At 39.7% G+C, this 23,134-nt stretch carries 23 protein-coding genes; all 23 read left to right on the plus strand.

Annotation, left to right across the window (positions count from 1 at the left end; all coding sequences use genetic code 11):
- Positions 1-28: 28 nt before the first annotated feature.
- The 23 genes from ABIC22_RS12370 (at position 29) to ABIC22_RS12480 (ending at position 23,051) form a co-directional block, all read left to right on the plus strand.
- Positions 29-1,063, plus strand: coding sequence for a ComFC family protein (locus ABIC22_RS12370; RefSeq protein WP_354481113.1), 1,035 nt, complete (start codon positions 29-31; stop codon positions 1,061-1,063).
- Between the two features lie 260 nt (positions 1,064-1,323).
- Complete coding sequence (locus tag ABIC22_RS12375; RefSeq protein ID WP_095291363.1) at positions 1,324-1,731, plus strand: TIGR03826 family flagellar region protein; 408 nt, start codon at positions 1,324-1,326, stop codon at positions 1,729-1,731.
- A gap of 152 nt (positions 1,732-1,883) precedes the next feature.
- Positions 1,884-2,168 carry a flagellar biosynthesis anti-sigma factor FlgM gene (gene flgM / locus ABIC22_RS12380; protein WP_076287615.1) on the plus strand — a complete coding sequence of 95 codons (285 nt, stop codon included), beginning with the start codon at positions 1,884-1,886 and terminating at the stop codon, positions 2,166-2,168.
- A gap of 8 nt (positions 2,169-2,176) precedes the next feature.
- On the plus strand, positions 2,177-2,677 hold the full coding sequence (locus ABIC22_RS12385; protein WP_127541041.1) for a flagellar protein FlgN: 501 nt from the start codon (positions 2,177-2,179) through the stop codon (positions 2,675-2,677).
- Positions 2,678-2,695: 18 nt separating this feature from the next.
- On the plus strand, positions 2,696-4,258 hold the full coding sequence (gene flgK / locus ABIC22_RS12390; protein ID WP_354481117.1) for a flagellar hook-associated protein FlgK: 1,563 nt from the start codon (positions 2,696-2,698) through the stop codon (positions 4,256-4,258).
- A 23-nt stretch (positions 4,259-4,281) separates the two neighbouring features.
- Positions 4,282-5,190 carry a flagellar hook-associated protein FlgL gene (gene flgL, locus ABIC22_RS12395; protein WP_354481119.1) on the plus strand — a complete coding sequence of 303 codons (909 nt, stop codon included), beginning with the start codon at positions 4,282-4,284 and terminating at the stop codon, positions 5,188-5,190.
- Positions 5,191-5,276: 86 nt separating this feature from the next.
- Complete coding sequence (fliW, locus tag ABIC22_RS12400; RefSeq protein ID WP_354481121.1) at positions 5,277-5,726, plus strand: flagellar assembly protein FliW; 450 nt, start codon at positions 5,277-5,279, stop codon at positions 5,724-5,726.
- Complete coding sequence (gene csrA / locus ABIC22_RS12405) at positions 5,726-5,959, plus strand: carbon storage regulator CsrA (protein WP_354481123.1); 234 nt, start codon at positions 5,726-5,728, stop codon at positions 5,957-5,959. The genes fliW and csrA overlap by 1 nt, the downstream gene beginning before the upstream one ends.
- Before the next feature lie 188 nt (positions 5,960-6,147).
- Positions 6,148-6,921 (plus strand): flagellin N-terminal helical domain-containing protein, encoded by a 774-nt coding sequence (locus ABIC22_RS12410; RefSeq protein WP_354481125.1) that lies wholly within the window; start codon positions 6,148-6,150, stop codon positions 6,919-6,921.
- 155 nt (positions 6,922-7,076) lie between these two features.
- A complete protein-coding gene (locus ABIC22_RS12415; protein ID WP_354481127.1) occupies positions 7,077-7,451 on the plus strand; it encodes a flagellar protein FlaG in 375 nt (124 codons plus the stop codon).
- 12 nt (positions 7,452-7,463) lie between these two features.
- Positions 7,464-8,987 carry a flagellar filament capping protein FliD gene (gene fliD / locus ABIC22_RS12420; protein WP_354481129.1) on the plus strand — a complete coding sequence of 508 codons (1,524 nt, stop codon included), beginning with the start codon at positions 7,464-7,466 and terminating at the stop codon, positions 8,985-8,987.
- 23 nt (positions 8,988-9,010) lie between these two features.
- The gene (gene fliS / locus ABIC22_RS12425) at positions 9,011-9,391 is read left to right on the plus strand and encodes a flagellar export chaperone FliS (RefSeq protein ID WP_354481131.1); all 381 of its coding nucleotides are present in this window, start codon (positions 9,011-9,013) and stop codon (positions 9,389-9,391) included.
- Positions 9,391-9,735: a hypothetical protein gene (locus tag ABIC22_RS12430; RefSeq protein ID WP_354481133.1), complete on the plus strand. Its 345-nt coding sequence runs from the start codon at positions 9,391-9,393 to the stop codon at positions 9,733-9,735. The genes fliS and ABIC22_RS12430 overlap by 1 nt, the downstream gene beginning before the upstream one ends.
- 120 nt (positions 9,736-9,855) lie before the next feature.
- Entirely contained in the window at positions 9,856-11,655 is a 1,800-nt protein-coding gene (locus ABIC22_RS12435) for a motility associated factor glycosyltransferase family protein (RefSeq protein WP_354481134.1), read from the plus strand.
- Positions 11,656-12,705 carry an N-acetylneuraminate synthase gene (neuB, locus tag ABIC22_RS12440; RefSeq protein ID WP_354481136.1) on the plus strand — a complete coding sequence of 350 codons (1,050 nt, stop codon included), beginning with the start codon at positions 11,656-11,658 and terminating at the stop codon, positions 12,703-12,705.
- Between the two features lie 6 nt (positions 12,706-12,711).
- Complete coding sequence (gene neuC, locus ABIC22_RS12445; protein WP_354481138.1) at positions 12,712-13,845, plus strand: UDP-N-acetylglucosamine 2-epimerase; 1,134 nt, start codon at positions 12,712-12,714, stop codon at positions 13,843-13,845.
- An 11-nt stretch (positions 13,846-13,856) separates the two neighbouring features.
- Complete coding sequence (locus tag ABIC22_RS12450) at positions 13,857-14,546, plus strand: acylneuraminate cytidylyltransferase family protein (RefSeq protein WP_354481140.1); 690 nt, start codon at positions 13,857-13,859, stop codon at positions 14,544-14,546.
- A gap of 477 nt (positions 14,547-15,023) precedes the next feature.
- A complete protein-coding gene (rfbH, locus tag ABIC22_RS12455; protein ID WP_354481141.1) occupies positions 15,024-16,589 on the plus strand; it encodes a lipopolysaccharide biosynthesis protein RfbH in 1,566 nt (521 codons plus the stop codon).
- Between the two features lie 16 nt (positions 16,590-16,605).
- Positions 16,606-17,400, plus strand: a complete 795-nt coding sequence (rfbF, locus tag ABIC22_RS12460) for a glucose-1-phosphate cytidylyltransferase (RefSeq protein ID WP_354481143.1) — start codon at positions 16,606-16,608, stop codon at positions 17,398-17,400.
- Positions 17,394-18,461, plus strand: coding sequence for a CDP-glucose 4,6-dehydratase (rfbG, locus tag ABIC22_RS12465; protein ID WP_354481145.1), 1,068 nt, complete (start codon positions 17,394-17,396; stop codon positions 18,459-18,461). Before rfbF ends, rfbG begins: the two co-directional genes overlap by 7 nt.
- A 15-nt stretch (positions 18,462-18,476) precedes the next feature.
- Positions 18,477-20,252, plus strand: coding sequence for a thiamine pyrophosphate-binding protein (locus ABIC22_RS12470; RefSeq protein WP_354481147.1), 1,776 nt, complete (start codon positions 18,477-18,479; stop codon positions 20,250-20,252).
- A 42-nt stretch (positions 20,253-20,294) separates the two neighbouring features.
- Positions 20,295-21,209: an NAD-dependent epimerase/dehydratase family protein gene (locus ABIC22_RS12475; protein ID WP_354481149.1), complete on the plus strand. Its 915-nt coding sequence runs from the start codon at positions 20,295-20,297 to the stop codon at positions 21,207-21,209.
- A gap of 15 nt (positions 21,210-21,224) precedes the next feature.
- Positions 21,225-23,051 carry a glycosyltransferase gene (locus tag ABIC22_RS12480; protein WP_354481151.1) on the plus strand — a complete coding sequence of 609 codons (1,827 nt, stop codon included), beginning with the start codon at positions 21,225-21,227 and terminating at the stop codon, positions 23,049-23,051.
- The last annotated feature ends 83 nt before the right edge of the window (positions 23,052-23,134 follow it).

Genomic DNA, 23,134 nt, shown 5'->3' on the forward strand with positions numbered 1-23,134 from the left:
CCGCTCCATTTAAGGAGGTACTGGCATTATGTTCAATCCGCTTAACAATATAACCGACTTTGTTCACAAACTGACCCATCGCATACATAACCTGTTTGCCCCGCCTGGGGCAACCTGCTTGACATGTGGCACTCGTGCCGTGCTTTCTCCAACCTACCCGGGTATTTGTGCACGCTGCGCTCAGCAGATTCCATGGATTCGCTCCATCCGCTGTCTGCGTTGTGGTCGGGCCATCGGTTGTCCGGACTGCAGCCGTCCACATATGGCCAATCGTTCGTTTATCTGCAACCGCAGTGCCGTTCAATACAATGCTCTTATGAAAGAATGGATCGGCATGTACAAATTCAGGGGCCACGAGCGCTACGCACCGCTTTTAACATCCCTTCTCATTCAAGCCTTTCAAGCCATGAGTGAAGAACTGAGTTTGGTTGCGGCAAAAGAAACCCAAGCTTCTGCGGCTCAATCTGCCACCTCTGCTCTACCTCCGGTGGATGCCAGCTTGCATCCACCGAATCCGCGCGCGTCAACTTACGCGCGCGTTCAGCCACCTGGCGCGCACGCATCAACAGCCGTGCGCACCAACCCTCAAGCAGCGACACGCCAACCGAAGTCGCTGCTCCCAAGCTCCAAGCCGCGATGGCGGCCTGACGTGGTGACTTACGTCCCCGTCAGCAACGAGCGCCTTGCCGAGCGCGGCTTCAACCAGGCCGAGCGGCTCGCTTCCGGACTCGCCGCAGCCTGCCGTCTACCCGTAGTTGATTTGCTGCAGCGCCGGATCAACACCACGAAGCAGAGCTTCAAGACACGTGGCGAACGGATTGAGACGATGAAGGAAGCTTTTTCAATAAGCCCCGGCATAATGGATACTTTAAGGGACCTATACATAGGCAAAGCAGAATCTAATTCTGCTAGAGAACATTCTTGTCCACTTAAATTGTTATTAATCGATGATATTTACACAACGGGCAGCACCATGGACGCGTGTGGTAAGGTTATTTTAAATGCAGCTGTCACAGGTGACATTCCAGTAGAGATCTATACACTCACATTAGCGCGATCATAGCAATATTTAAGATTACAGGAGAGTTTGAATTTTAGAGATGTAATAGATTATCATGAAATAAAAGAAAAAACCTTTTTCACAATGAGGAAAGTAGAGGAATTATTTAAATATAGCCATAAAATATTTTCTGAAAATTTGCGTATGTACGCATTCTTGCTCCTCTTGATGCGCAAATAGACTATGGACTTGGTGCGAGAAAATAAGGTAATGTATAGGTATTATCCATCGGAATGAGGAAGTTTGAGAGGGGCGTTTGAGCGATGAATCTGGGTAATTGTCCTCGCTGTGGTAGATTATATGCATTGAATTTTCGGGATGTTTGCTCGAATTGCATTAAGGAAATAGAACAGGAATATCAGACTTGCGTAGATTATTTGCGGGAAAATAAAGGCACTAACATACAGGAACTATCGGATGCAACGGAGATTTCCATCAAGCAGATCACCAAGTTCATCCGGGAGGGACGGATTTCCATCGAAAACGCCCCGAATATGATGTATCCTTGTGAGGTATGTGGAACGCTAATCCGGGAAGGGCATATGTGTGACTCATGCCGTAATCGCTTAACGAAAGACTTGGCTGGGGCAGCACGTGAGGTAGGTCAGAAGGATAATGGCAATATAGGCGGACGAGCCTACAATGCTGTCGACAAACTGCGGGATTCATAGGAACGAGGGCTTAAATGCAGTTCCTGCTATAACAAATGTTTTAGAACGTACCGATAAACTTATTAAAGATTATCGGTTTTTTTTTATTATCCGAATTGTTCGCTATGATAAAGATAATGTAAAAATCCAAAGGCGAAGGAAGTGTAGTTCGTATGAAAATCAATGAACCGAATAGAATTGGTGCTATTAACTCCTACCAAAGGAACATTGAATCCAATCAGCAGGCTGACGCTAAGAAAAGCCGCCGTAAGGACGAAGTATCCATTTCTCCGGAGGCGATGAAGATGCTTGAAGATCAAAGTCGTACACAGGATGCAGCACGTACGCAGCGCATTCAGGAATTGAAGGAACAGGTAAATTCGGGAACGTATCAAGTAGACAGCCAGAAGCTCGCTGAGAAGCTCGCTCCATACTTTAAGAACTTCCCTAATCAATAGGAGGACACATGGCAATTGAATCAATAATCGATGTACTTGAACAGCTGCAAGCCGCACATGAGGATATGCTGGTATTGGGAGAACAAAAGAAGGAAGCGGTTGTGGCCAACAAAGTCGAGACACTGATCGCTCTGATCAATCAAGAATCCAAATTGGCTAAAAAAATTGAATTGATCGAGCAGCAGAGACTTCAGGCCGTCCATCAGTTCCTGGAGGAACGTGGCATCAAGTCGAAACTGAATCTAACGATTAGTGAGCTAATGAGACTCGTTTTTGATGCGGCTGAGAAGAAGAAGCTTCTCCAGGCTCAAACCTCATTAACGGATGTGCTGCAAAAGGTGAAGTTTCTGAATGAAGCCAACCAACAGCTGATCAAACAGTCACTATCGTACATCGACTTCTTTATTGAGACAATGTCATTTCATTCTGAATCAGAGGCCACTTATCAGAATCCTTCAGAGAAGCCTTACGGTATGGCTCGCTCCGGACTCTTTGATACTCGGGCTTAATAATGGGGGAAAAACAACATGGCTTCAACATTCCATTCAATTGAAACGGCCAAACGCAGTTTAATTACGCAAACCGCCGCTTTGAACACTACAGGACATAACGTTGCCAATGCAAATACACCGGGTTATTCGCGTCAAGTCGTTAACATGACTGCGGCAGATCCGATTGACGCTGTGGCCTTTTATCGCACGACATCTCCAGGTCAGCTTGGAACAGGGGTTGAGTTTAACTCCATTATGCGTGTGCGTGAATCTTTTCTGGATGGCCAGTTCCGTAATGAAAATACATCACTTGGAGGCTGGACAATCCGGAACAGCACACTGGAAAAGCTCGAGACGATTATGAATGAGCCTTCGGATACGGGGATTCGTACCGTTCTGAATAACTTTTGGAACTCCTGGTCCGATCTTAGCCAAGACCCGCAGGATGTTACTAACCGCAAGATCGTGAAGGAAACAACGTTAGCGCTAACAGATGGTTTGAATCAGATCAGTCTCCAATTGGATGCACTGACTAACGATCTGACCAACAACGTTTCATTAAAAACAACCGAAATTAACTCATATCTGCAGTCCATCGCGGATCTGAATAACAACATTGTAAAAGTGGAGCAGCTTGGGGACAATGCCAATGACTTACGTGACCAACGCGATTATGCAGTAGACCAGCTGTCCAAGATTGCTGGCGTTCAGATAACAGAACTGGATAGCGGCTACCAGGTAACGATTGCAGGCCAAGTAGCCGTTACCGGAGCAGCAGTTGTTCCTGTAACAGCTGATATTTTGGAGAACGCCTATCAAGCGGGAACGCTAACGGGTGGCGAAGTTTACGGAATGATTCACTCCCGTGATCAATATGTGGCAGACTATCGCAACCAGATCGATCAGCTGGCGAATACGCTCGCAACCGGGGATATTGAGATTACCATTCCTGCTGGATCTGTATTGCCTAGCGGTACGGTTTTCAACAACGTGACCTATTCCGATGCCAATAACAATAGAACGTTAACATCTGATTTGAAGGTGACAGTTCAAGGGATTAATGGACTACACAAACTGGGTTATACGCTTAGTGGTAATACACCAACAGCTGGTGGAGACTTCTTTACAACCAAAGATGGTTCAGGAACGATCACGGCTGGGAACATTACATTAAGTACAGATATTCAGAATGATCCAAATAACATTGCAACTTCGATGCGTACGACCGGAACAGGTACGGGTGAGAGTGTAGTACTGGGGAATAACAGCTTGGCGCTGGCATTGGCTGGATTAAAAGATGCAAAATTTGATTTTGGCACAGGACTTTCCAAACCGACTACAGTAGATGACTTTTTTGGTGCTATTGTAGGACAACTTGGTGTGCAGACCCAAGAAGCCAACCGTCAGGCACAAAATGCTCAACTTCTCACAGAGCAGGTTGACTTGAATCGCCAATCCGTAAGCGGCGTATCTCTTGACGAAGAGATGAGTAACCTGATCAAATTCCAGCACGCGTATAGTGCAGCTGCCCGTTTCATGACTGCATACGATGAACTGCTAAACAAACTTATTAACAGCACCGGTGTAGTCGGTCGCTAAGATGTAGAGAGGAGTAACCAATAATGGCTATTCGCGTAACCTCAGGCATGATGAGCATGCAAATGCTGAGCAACCTGAACCGCAACCTGAACCGTATGGACAACATGTCCAACCAAATTTCTACTGGTCGTAAAATAAATAAACCATCGGATGACCCTGTAGGTGTGACTTACGCACTCCGTTATAGAGCAGATTTGGCAGCAAATGAGCAATACCAGACGAATACCGATGCAGCTGTGAGTTGGCTCGATGCAACGGATTCGAATATGCAGCAAGCACTGGATGTGACGAAAAGATTAAAAGAACTGGCCGTTCAAGGAGCCAATGGAACCTTGGCAGATTCGGATCTGGAGGCTGTCAACCTTGAAGTTGAGGAATTAAAGAAACACTTAGTCGATATTGGTAATACCCAAATTCGCGGGAAGTTTATTTTCAATGGTCAAACCTATGACAAAGCCCCCTATGAGTTATCGGGAACAGTAACGGACTATGCAGATGTGGAGCCGGATACACAAGGAGTGATGTATTCCATTAGTGAACAGGTCACTTTCCGAATTAACACCTCTGGATCGGATTTCTTTGGAAAAAAAGGCGAAGAAGATAACATTTTTAAAATCATTGATAATTTATCAGCTGCGTTAAATAGTGGTAGTCAGGCAGATGTAAACCAACAACTAGAGAACATTGAATCCCGCTCAACCAAAATGCAGGCAGCTCTGTCTGAGGTGGGTGCTAGAACTAACCGGGTCGAATTGGTACAGAATCGCCTGAACGATCAGAATTTGAACTTTACAACACTGCAATCGAAAACAGAAGATGCAGATGTGGCTAGCCTCATGATACAGGCTACTTCTGCACAGACGATCTATGAAGCATCACTCAAGTCATCTGCTCAGATTATGCAACCATCACTTATGGACTTTATGAGATAATATTTGATTTTGATTCGATACACACAGTAAGCTATGGACAGAGAATAGTCCGTAGCTTTTTTTACTAATTAGGGAGGTTTGACAAAATGAATCAACACAACAGAGCGGATACAACTGAAAAACAGATGGTAAAAGAGACATATACCTTTCATAAAGGAATTCCGGGTTTTGAAGAATTGAAATCTTTTGATTTGCAGCAGCATGACGAAGTGTTTAGTCTCTTCAGTTCCGTTGAAGAACCAGCAGCAGCCTTTGTGACCGTAAATCCATTTGATTTCCATCCAGAGTATGAATTTGAACTTTCTCCTGAAAATGTGGAGGAACTTGGTGTAATAAATCCAAGTGATGTTGCGGTGCGTTGTATTGTCACTTTACATGCTGATATTCAAAATGCAACAGCAAACTTGCTGGCTCCAATTGTATTTAATAAACAAAAGAAATTGGGTAAACAAATTGTCCTTCAAAATACAGACTACAAAACCAAACACGCACTATGGAGTGATGATAATTCTGAGGTTAAGGATGGTGAGATCTAATGCTGGTACTTACACGCAAAAAAGGTGAGTCCATTGTCATTTCAGATGATATTGTATTAACAATACTTTCTGTAGACGGGGAGAACGTAAAAGTTGGAATAGCAGCCCCGAGAGATATTGATATTTATCGTAAGGAAGTTCTGGATGCTATTGAGCAAAATAATCAAAATGCAGCGATGAGCCTAGACACATTACAAAAAACGATAAAAGGCTTTGGTAAAATACCCGATTAATATTGCAAAGTCGCTTCAGTCCTAAGAAATACAATAGAAAATAGAAAAAAAATTAAAATCACTATAAACAAATTATGGCATGTCGTCGATATATATATTAGAGCGGTAATCTTCAGGGCGGCCGACCTGTGAAGACGCTAATACCACATGGATGTGGGCATATAACCATTTCAGGGAGGAAATAAACAATGATTATCAACCACAATATTTCTGCAGTTAACACACACCGTAACATGGGACTGAACCAAGCAGCATCAAGCAAAAACATGGAGAAGCTGTCTTCCGGTCTGAAGATCAACCGTGCGGCTGACGATGCAGCAGGTCTGGCAATTTCCGAAAAAATGCGCGGTCAAATCCGTGGTTTGGAACAAGCACAACGTAACGTTCAAGACGGTATCTCATTCGCACAAACAGCTGAGGGCGCAATGAATGAAGTATCCTCCATGCTGACTCGTATGAAAGAACTGAACGTACAAAAAGAAAACGGTACTTACACATCTGGTGATAAAGGTAACATCAATGCCGAGTTGACACAACTGGGAACTCAAATTGATGCGATCATGTCAAACACGAAGTTTAATGGTATCGCGATCAAAGGTACAACTAGCATCTCTATTCAAGCGGATGATGCAGCTTTCAAAATCGACATTGATCAAATTAGCACAAGTGGATTCAGTGGTCTGAATTCTTCTACTAAGTTGTCTGCAATCACAGATGCGATCTCCAAAGTATCAACTCAACGCGGTAACTTGGGTGCAATCCAAAACCGTTTGGAATATACTTCTAACAACTTGGGTACAACCGTTGAAAACCTGACAGCTTCCGAATCCCGTATTCGTGATACTGACATGGCGAAAGAAATGGTTGCTCTGTCCAAAAACAACATTCTCTTGCAAGCTTCGCAATCGATGTTGGCACAAGCAAACCAAGCTCCACAAGGCGTTCTTTCCTTGTTGCGTTAATCACTGGCTTACAAGAGCTAATATTGATTTTTTCAGAGTCCTGCATATGCAGGACTCTTTTATTTTTAAGAATACATAAAATAATGATAGAACAATGCCGATATATAAGGTATTGAAATCGAAGAAGTTAACGAAGAGAACGGGAGGAAAACAGGATGAGTACAAATGCAACCCCAAATTCCTTAGGACCGAATTCGTCTTCATATGTGAAAGTAACACGACATGTACCTGAAGGAAGTTTAAAACCGCAAGATGTTAATCAGAGTGGATCTTCTCCCCGAACATCTATCTCACAAATTGCCGAAGATCGGGAACAAATCATGAAAGATTTAGAGTTTGCTATTCGCGCGATTCAGGGACCGCAAAGAACATTAGAAATTTCTGTGCATGACACAACACATGCCATCATGATCAAAGTAAAAAATCAAGAAACAGGAGATGTAATACGTGAAATTCCATCGGAAAAGATATTGGATGTTGTCGCCAATATGTTGGAACATGCAGGTATATTAATTGATGAACGTATATAGGAGGGGAAAACTATGGTTATGCGTCTAACAGGTCTAGCATCAGGGTTAGACATTGATACGATGGTCCAAAAACTTATGCAAGCAGAACGGGTGCCTCTAAATAAAATGAATCAGCAGAGGCAGCTGCTTGACTGGAAAAGAGAAAGCTATCGCGAAGTTAGCACTAAAATGGTTACCTTTTTGCAAGACAAAATTAAAGATACATTCAGCAAAGCAACTTCGTTGAATGCACAGAAAGCCACAGTGACAGGAAATACATCGGCAGTAACTGCTACAGCCTCCGCTACAGCAAGCGGGAATATGACAGTGGGTGTTTCAAAACTGGCTACGGCTGCTAATGTGATATTAACTGGACAGAGTGGCAAGCCGGAAACAACCAAGTTGACTGATTTAGGGATTACCGGTTCTTCCCTGCAAGTGGGAGGATCTACAGTATCCATTGATGAAAATGATACGATAGCAACTCTGGTTTCAAAAATAAATAATAATTCGGCTACAGGAGTCACTGCAATATACGACTCTACAGGTGGATTATCGCTGACAGCCACAGCTATGGGGACAGATGGTAAACTATTTAAAGATAATTCTGATCCCAAAAGTTCCACGCTGAACATAGATGCAAAGTTAATTGGTGCATTTTGGAGGAAAAATGGCGATGGAAGTGAGGCCGCTCAGACAACATCTAAAGCAGAAAATGCTGTGGTAACTGTAAATGGACTAACTATGGAGAAAACGTCAAACACGTTCACAATAAACGGAGTTACATTGACTTTGAATACAACCACTGGGACAGGCGGTACAACGAACATCGCCGTAGGCAAAGATACTGATGCTATCGTCAAATCTGTCCAGGACTTTGTGAATTCTTATAATGAGTTACTATCTCTAATGAATAGTAAAGTATCTGAGGAGCGTTATACGAAATATGCGCCACTGACCTCAGAACAGAAGTCAGAAATGAAAGAAGACGAAATAACAGAATGGACGGCCAAATCGAAAAGCGGAATGTTGAAAAATGATAGTATTCTGCAAGAGGCGATTTCCAGCATGCGTTCAGCAATTCTGGGAGATGTCAATACAGGAAACGGTACAGTAAACCTACTGCAAGGATTAGGAATCACCACAGGGAATTATCAAAGTAAAGGAAAGTTATCACTAGATGTGGATAAGCTCAAAGAGGCTTTGGAAAAAGACCCAAACGTGGTAAACAAAGTATTTAATACAAATTATGATAAAGTATATACGAGTGACAAAGTTGCTGAAACCGATGGTATTCTTGCACGATTACAAAAAATCACTACCAATGCTTTGAAAAGTATGAATACCACAGCGGGTACCTCAATTTCCAGTAGTGACATTGCGACTTCTTTTTTGACAAGTAGTGCAATTGGATCACAGTTGTCATCACTGGATCGCCGAATCTCTGAATTCACATCTAAGCTAAACACTATTGAGACCAACTATTTCAAGAAATTCACTGCTATGGAAACGGCGATCAATAAATATAATAGCACCGGATCAAGTTTATTCGGATGATCGTTTGAAAAGGAGGCTTCATTTTGATTCATTCCCCATATCAAAAGTATCGGCAAGCACAAGCGGAGACGGCTTCTAAGCCTAAATTGCTGATTATGTTGTATGATGGAGCGATTCGGTTTACAAAAGCGGGAATCGAAGGGATTAGTTCGCGCAACTATGAGTTAGCGAATAATAACCTTGTTAAATCTCAAGCAATTATTCATGAATTAGTATCGTCACTGAACTTTGATTACTCAATTTCAAAAGATTTAGTTCAAGTATATGAATATATGCTTCGTTTATTAATTGAGGCAAATTTAAAAAAGAAAGTTGGGCCTGCTGAAGAAGTATTAAGCCATCTTGTTGAATTACGTGAAGCGTGGGTTGAAGCAAGTAAGTCAGCAGTTGCGGGTAACTTGTGATGGTTCAAAGATTAGCAGAAGAGATTTTAGATGAACTGCAACTTATTACGGAAGAAGCAGTCGCTCATTTGAACTCATTAGAAGAGGTAGAGCTTTTGCAACTTTCGGAAAAAAGGGAAGAATTGGTAAATGAATTTCAATGTCATAAACCTAATCTGACTCCTCAAAACCGTCAGCAAATTGACTATATTTTAAGTTTTGATTCTTTAATTACCAAACGTATGCAATTTTTGAAAGATGAAGCTGGAGCTTGGTTACAGCGCCGGGGCTCGGCGAAGCAGCAACTAAATGCTTACCAACAGCAACATGCGGTGAATAGTTGGTTTATTGATCATCGGAACTGACTGGAAAAGAGCTCTCTGAAAACAAGAGGGCTCTTTTTGAAAAATTACTTGGATCAGTTGATATTTTTGAAATATAAAACACGACTTATTTAAAATAGAAAAATGTCATTGAGAGGTAATATGGATAATTACAATAAGAATTTAACCATAATAAAAGAGCGTTTTTACGAAAATTCCTCTAAAGATTTACTTCATGAGTTACAAGGCGATATGGAAATTGGAAGAAAGATGATTCAAGAGCATATTGAATATGATGCACATTGGATGCAAGCTGTAGAGCTCTCGGTTCAGAATATAGGGATTATTTTTGTTTATGGATTTGGACAAGGGATCGGACTATCGGATTTGATTGAAAAATATCCAGATCGTTTGTTTGTAGTGTACGAACCGAATGAGCTTTCTTTCCAATATGCAATGAAACAGTACGACCTGACTCCTATTTTAGAATGGTCGCGATTACTTTGGTTGTCCGTGGGAGAAAATCAGCTTAATTTATTGTTTTCAAAACTGAGTACACATTTAGAAGAAGAGCTAGCATTTGTTCCACTACGGTATTATCTTGAGAATGAAATTGAAGAACTGCACCAAACGAGAGAAAAATTCATGAATCATTATACTGCTTTTTTAACAAATCACAATACACGCGAGCATTTTAAAAAATTATGGTTTGAAAATACATTGTATAACATTAGTGAGTTCAGTAAGTATCCTGAAATTTTCGACTTGGAAAACCGTTTCTCCGGTGAGACTGCGGTAATTGTTGCATCCGGCCCATCACTTCAAGAAGATCTGGAATGGTTAAACAAAATCAAAAATCATGCTATTGTCATTGCAGCAGGCTCAAGCGTACAGTTCTTTCAAAAAAATCAAATCAAGCCTCACTTGGTCACCTTACTAGACGGAAATGAAATTAATGATCAGATTTTTTCTTCGGAAATTGCTAGCCAAACGCCTTTGATGGTAGTAACTAGGGGTTATCAAGGCGTAGTCGGTAAAAGAGATAAACATGTTGTTTATTCCCTTTTGAATCATGATTCCATTACGCCATATGTATTAGGATTAGACAAGAACCGTAAATATCTCCACTCTACAACTACAGTTGTAGGTACGGCAATCCAGACTGCGATTATATTGGGAGCCAAGCGCATTGTCCTCTTCGGGCAAGATTTATCTTTTCAGAATGGAAGTTATTATGCCCCTGGAGTGAATCACACTGCAGGAGAGACAAGCTCATCTGAACATCCTGAGAAGAAGCTTAAAGTGAAGAATGTAAAAGGTGGGTATAACGAAACGACTTTAAGCTTGATGTTGATGAAAGATGATATAGAAAAACTGGTTGAGTTATTCCATGATGTTGAATTTGTTAATACTACGGCACATGGTGCTGAGATTGTAGGTACTACGTGGGTGTCGGCGCAAGATATATACAAAAAGCTAGCGCGTGATCGAACACTGTCTGAGGATTTTTTGGAGAAAATTTTAGATCAGAGTAGTGCTTCGCCGTTGATTCATCTGCCTAAGTTTGAAGCAAAGCTTGAGTTCTTGATCGATGTATTACAGTTAGCCAAAGAAGAAGCAATACAAATTAAAAAGTTATTAAATAAAGGACGTGACCAATCTAGAATAAAGCCGGTAAAGGCTTGGGATCTGCTTGGAAAAGTTGAAGAAAGATGGAGTGAACTTACAAATCAAGAATGGTTTGATGTGATATTTGAAGCTTTTATTCCAGTTGCAATTATGAAGTTTGATAGGGTTCTCCCAATTATTGTTAATGAGCAAGATGTGCGAAAAAAATCGGACCTCATGCATGAACATCTGGGAGCACTATTGACTGCAATGGTTAATTCTATACCGGAATCTATTGAAATAATGACTGAAGCAATTAGACGATCAAGAATAGTTAGGGGAGAGGAATGTTAGATGGAACCATATATTCAAATTAACCACAGATTGATTGGTGCAGACTTTGACCCCGTAGTTATAGCAGAGATTGGCATTAATCATGAAGGATCCCTTGCTGTAGCAAAAGAGATGGTGGATGCTGCTTTTTCTGCAGGAGCCGAAATCATCAAGCATCAGACACATGTTATTGAAGATGAGATGAGTCAGGAAGCAAAAAAAGTAATTCCCGGAAATACAGATGTATCAATATATGATGTTATGGCTCGTTGTGCATTAAGCGAAGAAGATGAGAAAGAGCTTATGCGATACGTTGAATCAAAGGGAATGACATTTATCAGTACCCCCTTTTCTCGCGAGGCTGTAAACAGACTTGAACGAATGAACGTTGTTGCTTATAAGATTGGTTCAGGCGAGTGCAACAACTATCCTTTAGTGGAGTATATAGCGCAAAAGGGCAAGCCCATTATTCTCTCAACCGGAATGAATGATTTGGCGAGTATACGAAAATCTGTAGAAATATTCAGACGTTATCGTACACCATATGCTTTATTACATTGTACGAATGTTTATCCTACTCCTGCACATTTGGTGAGACTTGGTGCGATGAGTCAGATGAGGGATGAATTCCCAGATGCGGTAATTGGACTTTCCGATCATACGTTAAACAACCATGCGTGTTTAGCAGCAGTGGCATTAGGTGCCTCGATTTTGGAGAGGCATTTCACCGATCATTTCGATCGTCCTGGACCGGATATTGCTTGTTCTATGAACCCTGAACAATTAACCGAGCTTATACAAGGTTCCAAGGAGATTGCTATGATGCGTGGTGGAGAAAAAAGTGCTGTAGCTGAGGAGCAGGTAACCATAGATTTTGCTTTTGCAACGGTGGTAACGACAAAAGAAATTCAAAAAGGAGAAATATTGACCGAACAGAATATCTGGGTAAAACGTCCAGGTGCAGGGGAAATCAGAGCAGAGCATTACAATGATTTATTGGGGAAGAAAGTAACGCGATCCATCCAGCAGGACGAACATTTGAAATTTAGCGATGTCTCGCATGTGGAGTGAGAATGAATGAAAAAAATTGTCTTTCTAACAGGAACGAGAGCAGACTATGGCAAACTAAAATCATTAATGATGAAGATTGATCAAGACCCTGCTTATGAGTTGAACTTATTTATAACGGGAATGCATATGCATTCCCGTTATGGTTCTACATGGCGTGAGATTGAAAAGGATGGGTTTCGGCAAGTTTACCACTTTATTAACCAAAACCATAGTACGCCTATGGACTTAACACTAAGTAATACCATTAGTGGACTGAGTAATTATGTTTCTGAAATCAAACCAGATTTGATTGTGGTTCATGGGGATCGCTTAGAAGCATTAGCAGGAGCTATTGTAGGAGCATTTAATAACATTTTGGTTGCACATATTGAAGGAGGAGAGGTTTCGGGCACAATTGATGAATCCATTCGGCATGCGATTACCAAGTTTGCACATTTACATTTTGTAAGTAATGAAGAATCAAAACGTAGAATTATGCAGCTAGGGGAAAAAAGTGAACAGATTTATGTTATAGGCTCACCGGACATTGATATTATGTATTCCGAAACACTTCCATCGTTAGACAAAGTAAAACAGCGCTACGAAATCCCCTTTTCCACATATAGTATTGTCATGTATCATCCTGTTACGACGCAAGTGGATTTATTACCCGAGCATATCGAAGAATTCAAGAAAGCTTTGCTTCAGTCGAGTAATAATTATGTAGTGATTTACCCCAATAACGATAAGGGTAGTGACCTGATTATTAATGCGTTTCAGGAGCTGAGAGACTACCCTCAATTTCTTATTTATCCGTCAATTCGATTTGAGTATTTTTTAACACTTTTAAAACATGCTCAGTTTATCATTGGAAATTCGAGTGCCGGCATTCGAGAAGCTGGAGTATATGGGACACCCGCAATAGATGTTGGGACAAGACAGACGGGTAGATATAGTGCTGATCAAGCTCAAATGATTCAACATGTAGAAGAAGATCATCTGAAGATTTTGGAAGCTATAGCTAATGTTCCTCCACATGGAGTGATTAAACATTCTAACTCGTTCGGAAACGGGGGGAGCTCTGAGCGTTTCATGCAAATCTTGCAGTCGAATACAATTTGGGATACTCACATCCAAAAAACGTTCTTGGACTTAAAATAGGGGGAGCTTAAATGTTTCATGATAAGAAGATAATTGCGATTATTCCGGCTAGAGGCGGTAGCAAAGGAATTCCTAATAAAAACATTGTGGATGTGAATGGAAACCCGCTTATTGTTTATACAATTAATGCTGCGAAAGAATCCCAATACATTGACCGTATATATGTATCTACAGATAGCACTGAGATTGCAGACGTATGCCGTGCTAATGGTGTTGATGTAGATAGCTTGCGTCCGTGTTATCTTGCTACGGATGAAGCGCGGACCCTGGATACTCTGAAATATACCCTAAATTTATTACAATCGCAAAATGAGTATTATGATTATGTCATTTTGCTACAACCAACTCAGCCTCTGAGAAGCCACATTCATATCGATGAAGCAATTGATCTAATTGCTATTCATGAGAACGCGAGTATTATCAGTGTATCAGAAGTTGAGGACCATCCATTGTTTATGAGGAAAATCAATGAGAAAGGTAAACTTGAGTCGCTATTGCAAACATCAAGTACAGTAAGGAGGCAAGACCTGCCTGTTTATTATAAAGTCAATGGGGCCATCTATATAAATAAAGTTAGCGATATTGTAACGCAAGATATTAGTCTCAATGATAATCAGATTCCTTATGTAATGGGAAGACAATATGATCTTGATATTGATACATTAGAAGATTTAGAGAGATTGAGATGGCTTTTGAAGTAACGGGGTCACTCATGAAATGATTTATTTGAATTAATATACCAGAAGTTGAGCAATTAAAAATCATGCTGTGGCGGTGCTTCAACAGTTTTTGTATATGCAAGATTACAAAGTTCGTTTAAGCTCGTGGCAGGCCAGCACCAATGATAAGTAATAATACAGAATATGATCATATTTTATCTTCTTAACGTGGAACTCTACCTTAAAATTGGTAGAGTTTTCGCTATTATTCCTGTTCTCAAATGGTTTGATAAGATCAAGAATTGTGATCATTTTAAAGCCAAAGTGTATATAAAGTGATTTATTTTTAACAAAGTGACCAATCAATCAAAATTCCTCTAATTATTTGAACGTATTCTGTCGTTAAAGTAATTAAAGGATTGAATTTTATATGGCTTATATCCATTTAATATAGACTTCATTTTCCAATCTATAATAATAAATTCAACAAAATGGCTTAAGATTATGAGGAGTGTGCAAATGATTAATCAAGGAAGCATTTTTCGTATAAAGGAAACTGAAAGTTATGGTGTAGTTGCTTGTGCAATCAATGACGATACAGTTGAAATCTATCCAGTGGCGTTCTATCCCCCACATAAGTGTGAGGAAAAGTATATTATTGAAATGAATTTGTCAGTATTTGAGCAAACGGTATATTTAGATATCTGTAATAAGGACATATTAAAACCTGATAATCTTGTGACAATTGGTGAAGTTGATAAATTCTATCTCGAAAAAATATCTCGACTTGAAATACTCTCAAAAGTAGAAAACTATTACGATTTGTTTCATGCAGATAAGGGTAGAGATTTTAATCCAAATGTATCCACAGTTTCATATGGCGGACGTGTTTACGACGAAAAAGAAATGAGGAGCTTAGTCGACTCTTCACTGGACTTTTGGTTAACTGCTGGCCGGTATAATCAACAATTTGAGCAAGAGTATGCTCAGTTTCTGGGAGTGAGGTATGCCCTTCTGACCAACTCTGGCTCTTCTGCTAACCTTTTAGCTTTTTCTGCCCTTACTTCACCTAAATTGAAAGATCGCCAGATCAAGCCTGGAGATGAGGTGATTACAGTTGCGGCAGGATTTCCAACAACAGTGACACCTATTGTCCAGAATGGTGCTATTCCAGTATTTATAGATGTAGATTTGGGAACTTACAACATTTTGGTTGACCGGATTGAGGCTGCTATTACTTCAAAAACCAAAGCAATCATGATAGCTCATACAATGGGGAATCCATTCGAAATTGACCAAGTTATGGAAATCGCCTCTAAGTATAATTTGTGGGTTATTGAAGATAACTGTGATGCTCTTGGATCAACTTTTAAAGGTCAATTAACGGGGACTTTTGGGCATATCGGCACATCTAGTTTTTACCCACCACATCATATGACGATGGGAGAAGGTGGAGCGGTCTATACAAACAATGCACTTTTAAAATCTATTCTTGAATCGTTTAGAGATTGGGGAAGAGATTGCTGGTGCCCTTCTGGCTGCGATAATACCTGCAATAGACGCTTTGGCTGGGAACTAGGCTCGTTACCGTTTGGATATGATCATAAATACACATATTCACATATTGGTTACAATCTTCGAGTAACCGAAATGCAGGCAGCTATTGGAGTAGAGCAGTTGAAAAAGGTGCCAAGTTTTACTCAAGCCCGTAGATATAATTTCAGTCGTCTTTTTGAGGGGCTTAAGGATTTAGAAGAGTTTTTCATACTTCCAAGGGCTACGAGGGATTCGGATCCCAGTTGGTTTGGATTTATTTTAACCTTACGCGACGGAGTTAAGTTTACAAAAAATGAAGTCGTAGCTTATTTAGAAGCTCATCGTATTCAGACCCGCATGCTATTTGCAGGCAATTTAACTCGTCAGCCTGCATTCCAACATGTCAATTATCGAGTTTGTGGAGATCTAACTAATACAGATAAAATCATGAATGATACCTTTCTGGTAGGTGTCTATCCAGGACTTACAGTAGAAAAGGTAGATTACATGATAGAGACCATTCGTAGGTTCGTAATTGAGAAAAAATAGATTCGGAGGATCAGGTATGAAAGTTGTCATTTTAGCGGGGGGGTACGGCACCCGAATTAGCGAAGAATCTCATCTCAAGCCTAAACCCATGGTTGAAATTGGGGGTAAGCCGATTTTATGGCACATTATGAAATTATATTCCCACTATGGGTTCAATGATTTTGTTATCTGTTTAGGTTACAAAGGATATGTAATTAAGGAGTATTTTGCTCACTACTTTTTGCATGAATCTGATGTCACCTTTGATTTTACTACTAACAAACAAGTAATCCATCATATTCACGCTGAACCATGGAAGGTTACATTGGTTGATACAGGCGTAGGTACGATGACTGGGGGGAGGCTGAAGCGAGTAAGAGAGTATCTAAATAATGAACCTTTTATGCTTACCTATGGGGATGGAGTTTCTGATGTGAATATTAAGGAACTCGTTGAATTTCATCAGAGTCACGGAAAACAAGCCACAGTTACAACGGTTCAACCCAATGGTCGTTTTGGTTCGTTGGAATTAGATGGGGACTCAAATGTGCTTGGTTTCAAGGAAAAACCAAAAGGTGATAATGGATGGATCAATGGGGGGTTCTTTATTTTGAACCCGGCAGTTATGGACTATATTGAAGATGATCAGACGGTTTTTGAAGAAGAGCCATTGAGGAATTTAGCTTTAAATAGTCAGCTCCAAGCATTTAAGCACGGTGGTTTCTGGCAGCCTATGGATACTTTAAGAGACAAGAACTACTTAGAAGAGTTGTGGACGAAAGGGAATGCTCCTTGGAGTGAAGGGAAATTGAAGGTGGAAACTAAATGGTGAACAAGGGATTTTGGAAAGGGAAGAAAGTTTTTTTAACTGGTCATACTGGCTTTAAAGGGTCTTGGATAAGCATATGGTTAAGCTCACTGGGAGCAGAAATTACCGGTTTTTCATTATGGCCTGTAACGAAACCTAGCTTGTTTGAAATTTGCCAAGTCGAGAATTTAATTTATAAAAGCGTTATTGGGGACATTAGAGATTATCATGCCCTAAGTGAAGCTATGCAGATTTCCGAACCTGAAATTGTTATTCATATGGCGGCCCAACCCTTAGTGCGGGAATCTTATAAATCTCCGGTGGATACCTATATGACGAATGTTATGGGGACAGTCAATGTATTTGAAGCTGTAAGACAGTGTCAATCAGTCAAATGTGTTTTAAATGTAACTACAGACAAGTGTTATGACAACAAGGAATGGGTATGGGGTTACAGAGAAACGGAGCCTCTTGGTGGGTATGATCCTTATTCCAGCAGTAAAGCATGTTCAGAGTTGGTGACATCTGCTTACCGCGATTCTTTTTTTAATAATGAAAATAGAAAGGTAGCGGTAGCATCAGCACGAGCGGGCAATGTTATAGGTGGTGGAGATTGGGCCGCGGATCGTCTTGTGCCTGATTCTATTCGAGCCTTACTAACAGATGAAATTGTTCAGATTCGAAATCCGCATTCAATTAGACCATGGCAACATGTTCTTGAACCTTTGAGTGGCTACCTTATGCTACTAGAAAAGTTGTTTGAAGAGGGCTCGGATTATGCAGAAGCGTGGAATTTTGGCCCAGAAGAAACTGATGCAAAATCAGTAGAATGTATCGTTCAAATGTTGTGTACTAAATGGAGTGATTCTAACAAAGGATACGAGATTTCTGTTGGTGACCATCCACATGAAGCGACATATCTTAAACTAGATTGTTCTAAATCTAAAAAGCATTTAGGCTGGCAGCCTAAATGGTGTCTGGAAAAGACGATTGATCAAATAATTACCTTTTCAAAGGCTAGTCCAGACAAAGAAACTCTCCTTGATCTTTGTTTGAGTCAGATTGAAGAGCATCAAGTAACATAGTTTGGGGGGAAGGAATTGAAACTTTCTGATTACGTAGTTCATTTTATAAAAGAGCAAGGCGTTTCTCATGTTTTTGAGTTTATTGGAGGGGCAATAGTTCATCTACTCGATTCAATATCCAAAACTCCTGAGATTGAATGTATTTCAGTGAGGCATGAACAAGGGGCAGCATTTGCCGCTGAAGCTTATGCACGTGTGAATGGCAAATTGGGAGTTGCTATGGCAACCAGTGGTCCGGGGTCATTGAACTTGCTTACAGGAATAGGTAGTTGCTACTTTGATTCCGTACCTTGTTTATTTATCACTGGTCAGGTTAACACCTATGAATACAAATTCGATAAACCGGTTCGACAGTTAGGTTTTCAAGAAACTGATATTGTTAGTGTTGTAGAGTCCCTTACTAAATATGCTGAGCTAATTACTGATCCGAATATGATCAGATACGAGCTTGAAAAAGCAACTTATTTAGCTCAAAATGGACGCCCTGGACCCGTCTTAATAGATCTCCCGATGAATCTTCAGCGCGCTGATATTGAACCAGAGAAATTGCCAAGTTTTTTTAATAGCGATGAGTATGAACTTCTTAGGCAAGGTGCGGCATCGAAGATTATTGCAGAAGAAAAATTAAATGAAATTATTGATTTGATAAGTTTATCAGAAAGACCCCTCATATTAGCGGGTGGCGGAGTTCGAAGCGGTGGTGCTCAAGGAGAGTTGAAAAAATTTCTGAGTCTCACAGGAATTCCGGTTGTTAGTTCGCTGATGGGACTTGATGTTGTTTCTACGGAATATGATCGTAGCTTTGGTTTGATTGGTTCCTACGGGCACAGATATAGTAACTTAGCCGTGGCCAATTGTGATCTTTTAATTATACTGGGTTCGAGATTGGATAGCAGACAAACAGGTACTCGTCCAGACACATTTGCTAGAGCAGCTACCAAAATACACGTAGATATTGAAGCTTGTGAGCTAAATGCTAAAGTGCATGTGGACATTGCTATTACGGCTTCAATTAAGGTGTTTTTAACTGAGCTGAATACAAAACTAGCTAATCATAGAAAAAAATCTCTAGATTACTGGCTAAGCTTTATTAATGATCAAAAAAGCAAATATCCTACATTATCATTTGTTTCTGATCATGTTGAGGTAGAACCAAATCAATTTATTGAGAAGTTATCTTTAGAGGCAGGCCGAATTAAGACAATTTGTTTGGATGTTGGACAACATCAAATGTGGGCCTCTCAGTCATTTAAGCTTTCTTCCGGTCAGAGATTGTTGAATTCAGGGGGTATGGGAGCAATGGGATTTGCACTGCCTGCGGCTATCGGAGCTGCCCTATCCTCAGAAAAAGAAGTCCTTGTCATAGCAGGAGACGGAGGCATCCAACTAAATATTCAAGAACTAGATACAATTGTGCGTCTTAATTTACCAGTAAAAGTAGTTGTATTCAATAATCAATCACTTGGAATGGTTCGTCAATTCCAAGACTTGTATATGAATGGCCGGAAACAGTCCACGGTGAATCCAAATCCTGACTTTGGTCGCATTTTCCAAGCGTATGATATCCCCAGCTTCTCAATTACATCAATGGACGATATAGATGTAATGAAGAAGTTTTTTGATACCACAGGGCCAGCTTTTTTGGAGGTTTTGTTGTCAAGCAATTCTGAAGTATATCCTAAACTGGTAGTTAACAGGCCATTAGAAGATATGTTTCCATATTTAGATCGACAAGCACTTAAAGAGAGTATGTTGATCGATTTGGTAGATGAGAGTTATTCCTCTAGTTAATTTTTTAAATCACAAACTACAGCATTTAAGGGATTGTTTAATATGAAGGTTGTAATTACAGGGCCTACCGGCTCTATTGGAATAGCCCTAGTTCAATTGTTTTTGGAAAACAATGTGGAAGTACTTGCTATATGTCGTAAAGGATCTACAGGTATTAAATATTTCCCAAAAAGTCATTTAATCAAAATAGTTGAACTTAATTTGGACGAATATGCAACAGCAAATATTCAGGGACAATATGATGTTTTTTATCATTTTGCGTGGAATGACAGTGTTGGACCTGGACGTAATAACGTTGATACACAGAACAGCAATATTAGTTACACTTTAGACGCAGTGCGGTTAGCTAAAGACTTGGGTTGCCATATGTTTATTGGTGCCGGCTCTCAAGCAGAATACGGAAGGTCAACTTACCCTCTCACTTCCAAAACTGCGACTTTTCCTGAGAATAGTTATGGTATAGCTAAGCTAAGTGCAGGACAATTGAGTAGGATTCTTTGTGAACAGTTAGAAATTAAGCATGTTTGGGCACGGGTGCTAAGTGTATATGGTCCTTACGATGATAGCCAAACAATGGTTATTGACTCGATTAGAAAAATGTTATTAAAAGAAAGTATAGATTTCACTAAAGGTGAGCAAATATGGAATTTTCTTTATAGTAAAGATGCAGCTAAAATTTTTTATGAACTATCCTTAAAGGGATTGGATGGAAAAGTTTACTGTATAGGTAGTAAAGACACTCGTCCTTTAAAAAGTTTTATCGAGCAAATGAGAGATGAAGTTTCACCTTTACAGCCACTAAAGTTCGGTGGGATTCCATATGCCCCAAACCAAGTGATGCATCTTTCGGCCGACATTGCTGAATTGGAACAAGATATTGGTTGTATCGGACTAACAACATTCTCTAATGGGATTCGAGAGACGGTCGATTATGTGAGAAATCAATTGGAAAATTGAGAAATGAGGTTCAATATGAATGATTTCGAGTGGGAGCAGCTTTTGCAGTGGATACAAGAAGGGAATGTAGAACAAGCTGTTTTTAAACTCTATGAAATTTATGAAGATGTTTCAAACAATCCTGACCATCATTCAAATGAAAATAAACATCGTTTTTATAAATTTTTTGGAGAAGTTTTATTCGAATCAGGAGAATATCATCGGGCTATATCGATGTTTAAGATCGCACAATCATTGGAATTTTCTGAGGAGATAGACTATCTTATCCAACAGGCTTTTATTGAACCCAACATTCCTGAGTTTGAAATGAATTACATTGAGAATTTAAAGGTTTTAAAATTACCGGTTGATGGAAAAGAGTTCTCTGAGCTACTGTACTATTTAATTCCTACAGAAGTCGAAAACCAGTATTATTTTTATAACAAAAAGACAAAAGAAATAAATGATGCATTTACTTTATTTGAAACAAAAGCGTCATGCTATAAAAAAAATGAATTTGACTCATTCTCTTCTTTTTTGTATGTAGAAAAGTTTGAGATCGGTAATTCGTTATCTGCTGTATCCTCGATTGCTAAAGAGCAGCGTGAATGTTTCGTTCTAATTGAGGAGGAGGACAAATTCCTCGCAACACTCCAAGGCGGTTGCAATGCACAGTTAAAGCATCTTACGCTGTTCCTTTCTTATCACTCAATGAAAAGTTTTTTTGAACTCCGTACGAACTATATACCAAGAAACATAATAAGTTTCTCAACTGAAATAAAAAAATCTCAAGAGTATATTCAATATATTCATAATTATCGGAGAACATCACTAAGCAAGAATCGTGAGAACGTCTTACTGAGTATTTGTATACCTTCATACAATAGAGGTCATAGAGCGTTAGAAAACGTAATTCATTTGCTGAGTAGTAGTTATGACTATGAGTTAGAGGTGGTAGTTTCTAATAATGGATCTCAAAATGATACTTCGTGTTTCTACAGTGAAATAGAGGCCTGTACCGACAGCCGAATAACATATACTGAACTTCATAAAAATGAAGGGTTTTATGGTAATTTGGTGAATGTATGTAAGAAGGCTACGGGGAAATTTCTTCTTCTCCTAAGCGATGAAGACTCGGTGGATTTGATTACTTTAGAAAAAATAATATCATTCTTACGCTCTGAACCTGATTTGGCTATAGTTAAGTCAAGTACAACTAAACAGAGTAAATTTGAAGAAATTGTAACCTCACCAGGGACAGAGTCAATTTATCAATTTATGCTGACTTCAAATTATATGTCAGGTATTATTTTCAATAAAGAAATACTTGTAGAAAAACAAGTAATCGAAAAGGTTGAAACAATTCATTTATCAGGAAATGAAGCTACTTTGCACTATCCACATATGTGTTGGGAATTGCTGATGTGTGAATATGGAGCAGTGTATTCTACTTCTTTGCAACTCGTAAATGAAGGAATACCTGAGAAAATGGAAGCAGAGAATATCAAGATAATTAACAAACGTGGAGAAGTATCACAGTATGCAACAATCGAAAGTCGTCTGGAGCAACATCGTGGCTTTTTTGAAGTTATAAATTCCATGGAAATCTCTAACGATGAAGAAATTATGGGGAAAATGTATAAAAAACTTTGTGATAAGACTTTCTGGTTGATATACATATCATTAGAGTATTTTTATAAAAAATTTACTTCACAAGAGGAACTCTTGGAAATTATTGATGAGGTTCACCGATATTGCTCTGATTCGCATTATTTAAAACATTTTAGTGACCACAATGAAGTTATGAGGAGTAATGGAGTCTGGCGAGAAAATCTTAAAAAATATGTATTGCAACTCAGCTGAAGTTAACAATTCGTATAGAATAATGTCTCGACAGTAATTATTTAGTTACAAGGTTAAATGTTTCGACATTTTCTAGCATTTTA

This window comes from Paenibacillus sp. PvP094 (assembly GCF_040546835.1).
In the GTDB taxonomy this organism is placed as follows: Bacteria; Bacillota; Bacilli; order Paenibacillales; family Paenibacillaceae; genus Paenibacillus; species Paenibacillus illinoisensis.

Excerpts from the sequence above, each read along its gene's own strand:
- rfbG (WP_354481145.1), top strand. The coding sequence starts at position 17,394 with ATGGTGAACAAGGGATTTTGGAAAGGGAAGAAAGTTTTTTTAACTGGT.
- ABIC22_RS12370 (WP_354481113.1), top strand. The coding sequence starts at position 29 with ATGTTCAATCCGCTTAACAATATAACCGACTTTGTTCACAAACTGACC.
- fliW (WP_354481121.1), top strand. The coding sequence starts at position 5,277 with ATGAATCAACACAACAGAGCGGATACAACTGAAAAACAGATGGTAAAA.
- ABIC22_RS12475 (WP_354481149.1), top strand. The coding sequence starts at position 20,295 with ATGAAGGTTGTAATTACAGGGCCTACCGGCTCTATTGGAATAGCCCTA.
- flgM (WP_076287615.1), top strand. The coding sequence starts at position 1,884 with ATGAAAATCAATGAACCGAATAGAATTGGTGCTATTAACTCCTACCAA.
- neuC (WP_354481138.1), top strand. The coding sequence starts at position 12,712 with ATGAAAAAAATTGTCTTTCTAACAGGAACGAGAGCAGACTATGGCAAA.
- ABIC22_RS12430 (WP_354481133.1), top strand. The coding sequence starts at position 9,391 with ATGGTTCAAAGATTAGCAGAAGAGATTTTAGATGAACTGCAACTTATT.
- fliD (WP_354481129.1), top strand. The coding sequence starts at position 7,464 with ATGGTTATGCGTCTAACAGGTCTAGCATCAGGGTTAGACATTGATACG.
- flgK (WP_354481117.1), top strand. The coding sequence starts at position 2,696 with ATGGCTTCAACATTCCATTCAATTGAAACGGCCAAACGCAGTTTAATT.
- ABIC22_RS12415 (WP_354481127.1), top strand. The coding sequence starts at position 7,077 with ATGAGTACAAATGCAACCCCAAATTCCTTAGGACCGAATTCGTCTTCA.
- ABIC22_RS12385 (WP_127541041.1), top strand. The coding sequence starts at position 2,177 with ATGGCAATTGAATCAATAATCGATGTACTTGAACAGCTGCAAGCCGCA.
- ABIC22_RS12450 (WP_354481140.1), top strand. The coding sequence starts at position 13,857 with ATGTTTCATGATAAGAAGATAATTGCGATTATTCCGGCTAGAGGCGGT.
- ABIC22_RS12410 (WP_354481125.1), top strand. The coding sequence starts at position 6,148 with ATGATTATCAACCACAATATTTCTGCAGTTAACACACACCGTAACATG.
- csrA (WP_354481123.1), top strand. The coding sequence starts at position 5,726 with ATGCTGGTACTTACACGCAAAAAAGGTGAGTCCATTGTCATTTCAGAT.
- neuB (WP_354481136.1), top strand. The coding sequence starts at position 11,656 with ATGGAACCATATATTCAAATTAACCACAGATTGATTGGTGCAGACTTT.
- ABIC22_RS12435 (WP_354481134.1), top strand. The coding sequence starts at position 9,856 with ATGGATAATTACAATAAGAATTTAACCATAATAAAAGAGCGTTTTTAC.
- ABIC22_RS12480 (WP_354481151.1), top strand. The coding sequence starts at position 21,225 with ATGAATGATTTCGAGTGGGAGCAGCTTTTGCAGTGGATACAAGAAGGG.
- rfbH (WP_354481141.1), top strand. The coding sequence starts at position 15,024 with ATGATTAATCAAGGAAGCATTTTTCGTATAAAGGAAACTGAAAGTTAT.
- flgL (WP_354481119.1), top strand. The coding sequence starts at position 4,282 with ATGGCTATTCGCGTAACCTCAGGCATGATGAGCATGCAAATGCTGAGC.
- rfbF (WP_354481143.1), top strand. The coding sequence starts at position 16,606 with ATGAAAGTTGTCATTTTAGCGGGGGGGTACGGCACCCGAATTAGCGAA.
- ABIC22_RS12375 (WP_095291363.1), top strand. The coding sequence starts at position 1,324 with ATGAATCTGGGTAATTGTCCTCGCTGTGGTAGATTATATGCATTGAAT.